General features: G+C 70.1%; 11 protein-coding genes. 8 read left to right on the top strand and 3 right to left on the bottom strand.

What is annotated here, in order from left to right:
• The first annotated feature begins 141 nt into the window (after positions 1-141).
• The 5 genes from ACFW2E_RS31630 to ACFW2E_RS31610 all read left to right on the top strand — a co-directional run bounded on the left by ACFW2E_RS31630 (position 142) and on the right by ACFW2E_RS31610 (position 4710).
• Entirely contained in the window at positions 142-666 is a 525-nt protein-coding gene (locus ACFW2E_RS31630) for a DUF1453 domain-containing protein (RefSeq protein ID WP_384470675.1), read from the top strand.
• On the top strand, positions 663-1814 hold the full coding sequence (locus tag ACFW2E_RS31625; RefSeq protein WP_384470672.1) for a sensor histidine kinase: 1152 nt from the start codon (positions 663-665) through the stop codon (positions 1812-1814). Before ACFW2E_RS31630 ends, ACFW2E_RS31625 begins: the two co-directional genes overlap by 4 nt.
• Entirely contained in the window at positions 1811-2491 is a 681-nt protein-coding gene (locus tag ACFW2E_RS31620; protein ID WP_384470669.1) for a response regulator, read from the top strand. The genes ACFW2E_RS31625 and ACFW2E_RS31620 overlap by 4 nt, the downstream gene beginning before the upstream one ends.
• A 69-nt stretch (positions 2492-2560) precedes the next feature.
• Positions 2561-3109 (top strand): DUF485 domain-containing protein, encoded by a 549-nt coding sequence (locus ACFW2E_RS31615; protein ID WP_384470666.1) that lies wholly within the window; start codon positions 2561-2563, stop codon positions 3107-3109.
• On the top strand, positions 3106-4710 hold the full coding sequence (locus tag ACFW2E_RS31610) for a cation acetate symporter (protein WP_384470664.1): 1605 nt from the start codon (positions 3106-3108) through the stop codon (positions 4708-4710). The genes ACFW2E_RS31615 and ACFW2E_RS31610 overlap by 4 nt, the downstream gene beginning before the upstream one ends.
• Positions 4711-4810: 100 nt before the next feature.
• Here the strand turns inward: ACFW2E_RS31610 and ACFW2E_RS31605 are convergent, their stop codons facing one another.
• Positions 4811-5503 (bottom strand): response regulator, encoded by a 693-nt coding sequence (locus tag ACFW2E_RS31605; RefSeq protein WP_384470661.1) that lies wholly within the window; start codon positions 5501-5503, stop codon positions 4811-4813.
• Positions 5504-5662: 159 nt separating this feature from the next.
• On the opposite strand from ACFW2E_RS31605, the gene ACFW2E_RS31600 reads away from it, so the two are divergent.
• From ACFW2E_RS31600 to ACFW2E_RS31590, 3 genes are all read left to right on the top strand, one after another.
• On the top strand, positions 5663-6478 hold the full coding sequence (locus tag ACFW2E_RS31600) for an ABC transporter ATP-binding protein (protein ID WP_384470658.1): 816 nt from the start codon (positions 5663-5665) through the stop codon (positions 6476-6478).
• Complete coding sequence (locus ACFW2E_RS31595; protein ID WP_384470655.1) at positions 6468-7331, top strand: ABC transporter permease; 864 nt, start codon at positions 6468-6470, stop codon at positions 7329-7331. Before ACFW2E_RS31600 ends, ACFW2E_RS31595 begins: the two co-directional genes overlap by 11 nt.
• Before the next feature lie 197 nt (positions 7332-7528).
• Positions 7529-8587 carry an ABC transporter substrate-binding protein gene (locus ACFW2E_RS31590; RefSeq protein WP_384470652.1) on the top strand — a complete coding sequence of 353 codons (1059 nt, stop codon included), beginning with the start codon at positions 7529-7531 and terminating at the stop codon, positions 8585-8587.
• Between the two features lie 27 nt (positions 8588-8614).
• On the opposite strand, the gene ACFW2E_RS31585 is transcribed toward ACFW2E_RS31590, so the two are convergent.
• Both ACFW2E_RS31585 and ACFW2E_RS31580 read right to left on the bottom strand, forming a co-directional pair.
• Positions 8615-9295, bottom strand: coding sequence for a response regulator (locus ACFW2E_RS31585; RefSeq protein ID WP_384470649.1), 681 nt, complete (start codon positions 9293-9295; stop codon positions 8615-8617).
• Positions 9292-10080: sensor histidine kinase (locus ACFW2E_RS31580; RefSeq protein ID WP_384470646.1), on the bottom strand; the 789-nt coding region annotated here is incomplete at its 5' end. The genes ACFW2E_RS31585 and ACFW2E_RS31580, both read right to left, overlap by 4 nt.

Raw genomic sequence — 10080 nt, 5'->3', positions numbered from 1 at the left:
CGCGGGTGGAGAGCGGCCGGCCGTGAGGTTCCACCCGCGATCCACCCCGGCTCCGATGAGCTGACCTGCGAATTTCCGTAGCTTCGAAGGCGTCGGCAGGACTCGCTGCCGACGAACCCCTTCCCGCTCACGGAGGCTCTGATGCCCGGGCTCGTCAACGCGTTGGTGATCGTCGCCGTCGTCGCGCTGGTGGTCGTACGACAGTTCCGCGCCCGCCCGATCGACACCGACCGGCGCTGGTGGATCGTGCCCCTCGTCCTCGCGTTCCTGGCGCTGCGCGAACCCGGCATACTCGACGCCCACCACCGTGTGGGATCCGCCGTGCTGCTGTCCGCCGAGGTGCTGATAGGCCTGGCCACCGGGGCCGGCTGGGCCTGGACGACCCGGGTGTGGACGGAACCGGACGGTGTCGTCTGGACCAGGAGCACCAAGGCGAGCGCGGTTGTCTGGGGCGTCGGCATCTGTCTGCGCGTCGCCCTCTTCGCACTCGGTGCCCTCGTCGGCATGCACCAGGACAGCTCCGCGCTCATGGCCGGTCTCGCAGCCACCCTGCTGGTTCGCTCCGGGGTCCTGACCTGGCGTGCGCAGTCGCTGAAGAGGTCTGCTGTACAGGGTGCGGCGTACGGTGACAGCGTGGCCCGGTCGGCGACGAAGGAGCGCGTATGACGGAGAACGCCTGGACGCGCTGGCCCTCGCGCGAGGCGCTCGGCCGCGAGGGCATCTCACGGCCCCGGCGGATGATCGCCCGGGCCGTGAGGCTCCTGGTGATCGCCATCCTCCTGTGGGGAGCCTTCAACACCTCTCACGTCCAGGGCTGGGGTGCGGTCGCCGCCGCGGCGGGCGTCGTCGTCGTCGCCGTCGTCTCGTGGGCCTTCTTCCGCACGACCTATGCGCACCGGCTGCTGCCGTCCCTTGCCCTCATCAGTGTGCTGCTGGGCATCGCGGTCGCGGCACAGGCCACCGGGTTCAAGGGCCCTGCCCTCGTGATCTGGTGCGGCTGCGGAATCTCCGCCCTCGAGCGACTACCCCTGGGCGCCGCTCTGCCCGTGGCCTCCGTGGCCCTCGCCTCGTACTCGGCGGTGAACAACGACGTGTGGCTGACCACTGCCGCCACCGTCGTGGGGATGGCCCTCGCCGGCTATGTCCTCCGCCTGGACGCCGAGGCACGGGGCAGCGCCCAACGCCTGCTCGCCCAGGAACGGGCCGCCCGGGCGGCCGAGGCGGAGTCGGCGGCACTGGCGGAGCGGGCCAGGATCGCGCGGGAGATCCACGACGTCCTCGCGCACAGTCTGTCGGCCCAGCTGGTGCACCTGGAGGCGGCCCGGCTGCTGATCGAGCGCGACGCCGACCGGGAGCAGATCCTCGAGCGGGTGGTGGCGGCGCGGGGCATGGCCCGGGACGGCCTCGCCGAAACCCGGCAGGCGCTCTCCGCGCTGCGCGGCGAGCTGACCCCGCTGGAGGACTTCCTGACGGAACTCGTCAGCGCGGCCGACGGCGCCGAGGTCACCGTGACGGGTGAGCGCAGAGTGCTGCCCGTGGAGGCGTCGCAGGCCGTGCGAAGAGTCGCCCAGGAAGCGCTGACGAACGTTCGCAAGCATGCCCACGGGGCCAAGGTCCGGGTGCTCCTGGACTACAGCGATCACGAAGTGACCTTGAACGTGCGGGACTCGGGGGGCAGGCCGGGCGAGCTGACGGGCGCCGGGGCCGGGTACGGTCTGCTGGGCATGCGCGAGCGTGCCGAGCTGCTGGGCGGTTCGCTGGAGGCCGGACCGGACGAGGAGGGATTCGTGGTGACGTTGAAGGTGCCCGCATGACGGAGGAGGCGGGCAGGAAGCCCGCGCGGGTGATCGTGGCGGACGACCAGACCGTGGTCCGGGAAGGCATCGTGATGCTGCTCGGACTGCTGCCGGGGATCGAGGTCGTCGGTGCCGCGGGTGACGGGGACGAGGCCGTGAAGCTGGTCGCCGAACTCGCCCCGGACGTGGTTCTGATGGACCTGCGGATGCCACGCTGCGACGGCGTGGAGGCGACCCGGCGGATCCGGGCGGAATACCCCGGCACCCAGGTCGTGGTGCTCACCACGTACGCGGACGACGAGTCGCTGTTCCCGGCGCTGAGAGCGGGGGCGCGCGGCTACCTCACCAAGGACGCGGACGGGGACGAGATCGTGCGAGCCGTGGAGAGCGTGCTGTCCGGGGCGGCGGGTCTGTCGCCGAGTGTCCAACGGCGACTGCTGGAACGCCTGTCGGAGCCCGAGCCGCTGCCGGCGCCCGCCGAGGCGCCCGATGGGCTGACGGCGCGGGAGACCGAGGTTCTGGTGCTGATCGCCGAGGGACTCAGCAACCAGGAGATCGCCCGTCGGCTGCACGTCTCGACCGCGACCGTGAAGACCCACATCAACAACCTCTTCGCCAAGACCGGGCTCAAGGACCGTGCACAGGCGGTGCGTTACGCGTACGGGAAGGGACTGGTGCGCCCACCAGCGGGTTGAGTCACCTGATGGGGTGAAGAGCTGGGAGAAGAAGAGTCAGAGATCTTCCCGATCTGTCCATGCTTGGGCATGCAGCCAAGCAACGGCCGTCCCTGCGAAGGCGGAGGCGGTCCCGAGAGTTCGGCCGGGCACCACGAAGACCGTGGCCCGGCCTCCCACGAAGTGGGATACGAGGACCCCTGGTACGACGCACTGGCCTCCGGCTGGGGCGAGGTGGACGGCACGGGTGTGCCCGCTCCCGTCGTGCCCGGCGCGCGCGAGGAGCGGGAGGGGGCGGCAGTTCGCGTGCGTGACGTGTATCTGGAGGTGCAGCGCAGCACGGCCTTCCAGGAGGTGCGCAACCGGTACCGCAGGTTCGTGGTACCGGGGGCCGTCATCTTCTTTGCCTGGTACCTGGGTTACGTGGTCGCGGCGACGGCGGCGCCCGGTTTCATGGCCAGGCCGGTGGCGGGCGCTGTGAACGTGGGGATGCTTGCCGGTCTCGGGCAGTTTCTCAGCACCTTTCTGCTCACCTGGGCGTACGCCCGCCATGCCCGGCTGCACAGGGACCGGGCCGCGCTCGACCTGCGCTGGGACACACAGGAGCTGACACGCGGAGTCCGGGGCGGCGCATCGTGACGGGGCATCACCAGGCACTGGCTCTCGTGCTGTTCAGCGGGTTCGTGGCCGTCACGCTGGCGATCACGACGTGGGTGAGCCGCAACCGGCATGGTTCCGCGGAGGAGTTCTACGCCGGAGGCCGGCTCTTCTCCCCGATGGAGAATGGTTTTGCCATTGCGGGCGACTACATGTCAGCCGCCTCCTTCCTGGGAGTCACCGGCCTTATCGCCCTGTTCGGCTACGACGGGCTGCTGTACGTGGTGGGTTTCCTGGTGGCCTGGCTGGTGGTGCTGTTCCTGGTCGCCGAACTGGTGCGCAACTGCGGGCGGTTCACGCTCGCCGACGTGGTGGCGGCGCGGATGAGCGAGCGGCCGGTACGGATCGCGGCGGGAACCTCCTCGGTCACCGTTTCCGTTCTCTATTTGGTGGCGCAAATGGTGGGGGCGGGCAGCCTGGTCGCGCTGCTGCTCGGGCGGACGAGTGAAGCCGCGCAGGCGTGGACCGTGATCGGTGTCGGCGCGCTCATGGTGATCTATGTGTCGTTGGGCGGGATGCGGGCCACCACCTGGATCCAGATCGTGAAGGCGGTTCTGCTGCTCGGCGGGACGGTCGCGCTGACGGCGCTCGTCCTGGTGCGGTTCCATGGCGACGTCGACCGGCTGCTGCTCACGGCCGCGGAGCGAAGCGGCCGCGGGGACGCGTTCCTTGCGCCCGGCCTCAAGTACGGCGGGGACTGGACCGCGCGGTTCGACTTCATCAGCCTCGGCCTCGCGCTGGTGCTGGGCACGGCGGGGCTACCGCACATCCTGTCCCGCTTCTACACCGTGCCGACGGCGAGGGCCGCCCGCCGTTCGGTGGTGTGGGCGATCGGGCTGATCGGCGGTTTCTACCTGATGACGTTCGTGCTCGGGTTCGGAGCGGCCGCGATCGTCGGGCCGGAGGCCGTGCGCGGTTCGAACGCGGCGGGGAACACGGCGGTCCCGCTGCTGGCACTCGACCTGGGCGGTGGAGCCGACTCCACCGCTGGCACGGTGCTCTTCGCGGTCGTCGCGGCCGTCGCCTTCGCCACGATCCTTGCGGTGGTCGCCGGGATCACCCTCGCCTCCTCCGCGTCGGTGGCCCACGACCTGTACGCCTCGCTGTGCCGCGGGCGCGGCGGGCGGGGCCGGCAGCCGCGCAGTGAGGTGGCCGTGGCACGGGTGGCGGCGGTCGGCATCGGCGCCGTCGCGATCGCGCTGGGCCTGCTGGCCCGTGACCTCAACGTGGCCTTCCTGGTGGGCCTGGCCTTCGCCGTGGCCGCGTCCGCGAACCTGCCCGTGCTGCTCTACTCGCTGTTCTGGCGTGGATTCACGACACGTGGCGCGGTGTGGGCCGTGTACGGCGGACTCGTTCCGGCACTGGGGCTCGTCCTGCTGTCCCCGGTGGTGTCCGGCAGCCCCGGTTCGCTGTTCCCGGGCGTCGACTTCCAGTACTTCCCGCTGCAGAACCCCGGCATCGTCTCCATCCCGCTCGGTTTCCTCTCGGGTTGGCTGGGGACGGTCACCTCGGCCGAGATTCCGGACGAGGCCAAACACGCGGAGACCGAGGTGCGGTCGCTGACCGGAGCGGGAGCGGTGTAGATGCGGCTCCCGTGCCGGGGCGGCGAACCGTCACGCCGTCTGGTCGCCGGGCGGCGGGTGAACCGTCGCCGCGCCGTTCGTGCGTCCGGGAGGTGAGCCCCTACGGTGCCACCCAGGCGTACCGGTGCTCCGGCCGTCCCGTGTCGCCGTACTTCAGGGAGAGCCGGAGCCTGCCGGCCTGTTCCAGGTGGCGCAGATAGCGCTGGGCCGTCGAGCGGCTCAGGCCGGTCTCGGCGGCGACCTCGTGGGCGGACAGTGGGTGGCCGGCGCGATGCAGGACGCCGCAGATGAGGTCCGTCGTGGGCTCCGAGTGACCGCCGGGGAGGCCGGGCGTGCTCGGCGCGGGTGCGGTCCGCAGCGCGCCGAAGATCCGGTCGACCTGTTCCTGTCCGGTCAGGCCCCGCCCGCCGACCCGGTCGACGGTGCGGCGCAGGGCGGCGTAGGAGTCCAGACGGGTGCGCAGGGCGGCGAAGGTGAACGGCTTGACCAGGTAATGCAGGGCGCCGAGCCGCATTGCCTTCTGTACGGTCGTCACATCGCTGGCCGCCGTGATCATGATGACGTCGGTGCCGTGACCCTGTTCCCGCATCCGGTGGACGAGTTCGAGGCCGGTCTGGTCCGGCAGGTAGTGGTCGAGCAGGACCAGGTCGATGGCCCCGCGTTCCACGGCGGCCAGGGCCTGGGCGCCGCTGTGTGCCCGGGCGACCACCCGGAAGCCGGGAACCTTTGCCACGTACTTGGCGTTTATCTCGGCGACGCGGAAGTCGTCGTCCACCACCAGGACGTCAATCATCAGGCCTCTCCTTCAAGGCCGGCGAGCGTTAAGCCCGTGTTTCGTGCTCCGCAGTTGTAGCGCGAGCAAAATGAGCACAACAGGCTCTTGCGAGCAAAAGAACGGCTTGCGCTCAGAAGACTGCTGCTGTGGCCGGGGCCACACCTACCGTCCCGGGCCATGAGCGCAGACACCAGCCCCGCGATCGAGCTGCGGGGCGCGAGCAAGATCTTCAGAACCCCTTCGGGGGGTCTGCACACTGCCGTCCGCGACCTGGATCTCACCGTCGGACGGGGTGAGTTCGTGGCTGTCGTCGGCCCGACCGGTTGCGGCAAGTCGACCACGCTGACCCTGGTCAGCGGGTTGGAGGAGCCCACCGAAGGCGAGGTGCTGGTGGCTGGGCGGCCGGTCTCCGGCGTCGGTGACAAGGTCGGCTTCGTCTTCCAGCAGGACGCCACCTTCCCCTGGCGCACGGTTCTGTCCAACGTCATGGCCGGCCCCCGCTTCCGGGGTGTCCCGAAGGCGGAGGCCAAGGAGAAAGCCCGTGAATGGCTGGCCCGGGTCGGGCTCGCCGCCTTCGAGGACCGCTATCCGCACCAGCTCTCCGGCGGACAGCGCAAGCGCGTCGCCCTCGCCGCCACCTTCGTCAACGACCCCGAGATCCTGCTGATGGACGAGCCCTTCTCTGCGCTCGACGTGCAGACCAGGGCGCTGATGTCGGACGAGCTCCTGGAGCTGTGGGAGGGCACGGGCGCCTCCGTCGTCTTCGTCACCCACGATCTGGAGGAGTCCATCGCGCTGGCCGACAAGGTCGTCGTGATGACCGCCGGACCCGCGACCGTGAAGCAGGTCTTCGACATCGACCTGCCCCGGCCGCGCAAGGTCGAGTCGGTGCGGCTGGAGCCGCGGTTCATCGAGATCTACCGCGAGATCTGGGAGTCCCTCGGCGAAGAGGTCCGCATCACCCGCGAGAGGGGTGCCGCAAATGTCGCCTGAGGTCGTCACCACACCTGTCGTCGACACCGTCAAGACACCGGGCCGTGCGCAGTCACGGGCGCAGGCCGCACGCAGACGCAAGATCGTCGTCTCGGCCGCCCGGATACTGCTCCTGGTCGCCGTCCTCGGTCTGTGGGAGGTGCTCTCCCGGGCCAAGGTCATTGATCCGTTCAACTTCTCGATGCCCTCGCAGATCTGGGACCAGATCTACACCTGGTTGACGCACGGGACCGCGCTCGGTTCCCTCGGCGAGCAGATCTGGTACACGCTCCACGAGGCACTGCTCGGCTGGGTCATCGGTGTCGTCGCCGGTGTGCTCTTCGGTATCGCGCTGGGACGGATCACCTTCCTCGCCGATGTCCTTGGTCCATACATCAAGGTGCTCAACTCGATCCCCAGGATCGTCCTGGCCCCGATCTTCGTGATCTGGTTCGGCCTGGGCCCCGCCTCCAAGGTGGCGTCAGCCGTGGTGCTGGTGTTCTTCCCGGTGTTCTTCAACGCCTTCCAGGGCGCCCGGGAAGTCGACCGGAACCTCGTCTCGAACGCCCGGATCCTCGGCGCGAGCGATCGCCGGGTGACACTGCAGGTGGTCATCCCGTCGGCCACCTCGTGGATCTTCACCAGCCTCCACGTCAGCTTCGGCTTCGCCCTCATCGGTGCCATCGTCGGCGAGTACATCGGCGCGACCAAGGGCATCGGCCTGCTGGTCGCCCAGTCCCAGGGCACCTTCAACGCGGCCGGTGTCTACGCCGCGATGGTCATCCTCGCGGTCGTCGCACTCGTGGCCGAAGGGCTGCTGACCTTCGCCGAGCGCCGCATCTTCCGCTGGAAGCCAGCGCACTCCGACCACTGAGCCCAGGCGCCCGAGCCCAGGCGCCCGAGCCCGGCCTGTTGCGCCCGGCCTGTTGAGCCCAGCCCACTGAGCCCGGCCTCACCCAGCCCGACCGCGCGATCCCGGCCCGCCGGAGTCCCACCGGGCGCCGTCCCGGGGCCGAGCGCTCCCCAGAACCCCCGTACCCGCACCGCCTCCTCACAAGGACGTGAACCGCCATGCGCAAGACCGCCAGATACGCGTCGCTCGCCGCCGCCGGCCTGCTCGCCCTCTCCTCCCTCACCGCCTGCGCCAACGACGCGGCGAGCACCGCCTCCGCCGGCTCCGGCAGCAAGGGCGACGGCAAGGGCACGAACGTCAAGATCATGGTCGGTGGCCTGGACAAGGTCATCTACCTGCCGGCGATGCTCACCCAGCGGCTCGGCTACTTCGACGCCGAGGGGCTCGACGTGGAACTCCTCAGCGAGCCGGCCGGCGTCCAGGCGGAGACCGCGCTCGTCTCCGGCCAGGTACAGGGTGCCGTCGGCTTCTACGACCACACCCTCGACCTCCAGGTGAAGGGCAAGGCCGTGGAGTCCGTGGTGCAGTTCTCGCACGCCCCCGGCGAGGTGGAGGTCGTCTCCGCCAAGAAGGCGGGGGACATCACCTCACCCAAGGACTTCAAGGGCAAGAAGCTCGGCATCACCGGTCTCGGTGCCTCGACCGACTTCCTCACCAAGTACCTCGCCGTCAAGAACGGCGTGAAGGTCAGCGACTTCACCCCGGTCGCCGTCGGGGCCGGTCCGACGTTCATCTCGGCGCTGCAGAAGGGCTCGATCGACGCCGGCATGACGACCGACCCGACCGTTGCCACCATCCTGGACAAGAAGGCGGGGAAGATCCTGCTGGACATGCGGACGCCCGAGGGTTCGCAGGAGGCGCTGGGCGGCCCGTACCCCTCGTCAAGTCTGTACATGCAGACGGACTGGGTGAACAGCCACAAGGACACCGTCCAGAAGCTGGCCAACGCCTTCGTCCGGACGCTCAAGTGGATGTCCACGCACAGCGCGTCCGAGATCGCGGCCAAGATGCCGGCCGACTACTCCCAGGGCGACAAGGCGCTCTACGCCGAGGCCATCAAGAACACGCTGCCGATGTTCACCGACGACGGCGTGATGCCCGCGAACGGTCCCGAGACCGTCGAGAAGGTCCTCAAGGCGTTCAACCCCAACATCCAGAACGCCAAGGTGGACCTGAGCAAGACGTACACGACCGAGTTCGTCGACGCCGCTAAGTAGACCGGCGGACGGACCCACCAGCCGCGATCAGACGCGGGTCGCCCACACGTAACGGTGTTCCGGGCGGCCCGCGTCGCCGTATTTGAGGGTCAGCCGGGCCCGCCCCGTGCGCTCCAGGATCTTCAGATAGCGCTGGGCGGTCTGCCGGCTCACCCCGGTCCGCTCGGCGATCTCCTGGGCCGACAGCGGGGTTCCGGCGCTCATCAGGGACTGGCGCACCAGCGCGGCGGTGGTGGGGGAGTGCCCCTTGGGCAACCCCGGCCCGGACGGAGCGGACAGCGCGCCGAAGATGCGGTCGACCTCGGCCTGTTCCGCCTCGCCGCCGCCCTCCAGCGTGCGGCGCAGCTGTGCGTACGCCTCCAGCTTGGCCCGCAGACCCTTGAACGTGAACGGCTTCACCAGGTAGTGCAGGGCGCCGTGGCGCATCGCCGCCTGCACGGTCGACACGTCCCGGGCGGCCGTGACCATGATGACGTCGGCCTGGTGGCCGCGTCGGCGCATCTCGCGCACGACCGCGAGGCCCGTCTCGTCGGGCAGGTGGTGGTCCATCAGGACCAGGTCGAGCCGTGGCAGCGTCTCCAGCCGGTGCAGCGCCTCGGCCGCGTCGTGCGCCTCACCGGCCACATGGAAGCCCGGCACCTTCTCCACGTAGGCGGCGTTGACCCGTGCGACCCGGATGTCGTCGTCGACGACCAGGACCTCGATCACCGCGACTCCTCCGCGGCAGCGGTCTCCACGAGTGCGGTGAGGGCCGGTTCCAGCTCCGGCTCGGTCAGGGCGTCCGGCAGCACGACCGTGAACTCGGCGCCCCCGCCGTCCGCCTCGCTCACCGTCGCGCTCCCGCCCTGCCGTTCGGCGAGCCGGCGCACCAGCGACAGCCCTATGCCGCGTTTGCCGTGCGCGGGCGGTTTCTTGGTGGACCACCCTTCGGTGAAGACCAGTTCCCGTTGCTCCGCCGGGATCCCGGGTCCGGTGTCGCGCACCCGGAGGACGGCCGTACGCCCCTCGGTGCGCAACTCGACCTCCACGCGCGCGTGCGGAGTGCCCGCGACGGCGTCGAGGGCGTTGTCCACCAGGTTGCCCACGACGGTGACCAGGCCCCTGGGGTCGATCAGCCGGTCCGGGAGCCGGGTGCGGTCCGAGACCCACAGAGCCACTCCGCGCTCGGCCGCCACGGTGGCCTTGCCGACCAGCAGGGCGGCGAGCAGCGGGTCCTGGATCTTCTCGGTGATCTGTTCCGCGGTGACCCGGTGGGTGGCGGCCACCTCTCCGACGAACTCCACGGCGTCGTCGTACATCTCCAGTTCCAGCAGGCCCAGGAGGGTGTGCATGCGGTTGGCGTGCTCGTGGTCCTGCGCGCGCAGGGCGTCGATGAGGCCGCGCGTGGAGTCGAGTTCGCGGCCGAGCTGCTCCAGTTCGGTGCGGTCGCGCAGGGTGGCCACGTCGCCGCCCTCGTCCGAGGGCATGCGGTTGGCGACCAGCACCCGCTGACC

It is taken from the genome of Streptomyces sp. NPDC058964 (genome assembly GCF_042741275.1).
Lineage (GTDB): Bacteria > Actinomycetota > Actinomycetes > Streptomycetales > Streptomycetaceae > Streptomyces.
The sequence above is the reverse complement of the archived record's forward strand: the minus strand, read 5'-3'. Positions and strand labels throughout refer to the sequence as shown.

Coding starts and splice junctions, on each gene's coding strand:
- ACFW2E_RS31625 (WP_384470672.1), top strand. CDS start 663: ATGACGGAGAACGCCTGGACGCGCTGGCCCTCGCGCGAGGCGCTCGGC.
- ACFW2E_RS31615 (WP_384470666.1), top strand. CDS start 2,561: ATGCAGCCAAGCAACGGCCGTCCCTGCGAAGGCGGAGGCGGTCCCGAG.
- ACFW2E_RS31590 (WP_384470652.1), top strand. CDS start 7,529: ATGCGCAAGACCGCCAGATACGCGTCGCTCGCCGCCGCCGGCCTGCTC.
- ACFW2E_RS31600 (WP_384470658.1), top strand. CDS start 5,663: ATGAGCGCAGACACCAGCCCCGCGATCGAGCTGCGGGGCGCGAGCAAG.
- ACFW2E_RS31595 (WP_384470655.1), top strand. CDS start 6,468: ATGTCGCCTGAGGTCGTCACCACACCTGTCGTCGACACCGTCAAGACA.
- ACFW2E_RS31605 (WP_384470661.1), bottom strand. CDS start 5,503: ATGATTGACGTCCTGGTGGTGGACGACGACTTCCGCGTCGCCGAGATA.
- ACFW2E_RS31630 (WP_384470675.1), top strand. CDS start 142: ATGCCCGGGCTCGTCAACGCGTTGGTGATCGTCGCCGTCGTCGCGCTG.
- ACFW2E_RS31620 (WP_384470669.1), top strand. CDS start 1,811: ATGACGGAGGAGGCGGGCAGGAAGCCCGCGCGGGTGATCGTGGCGGAC.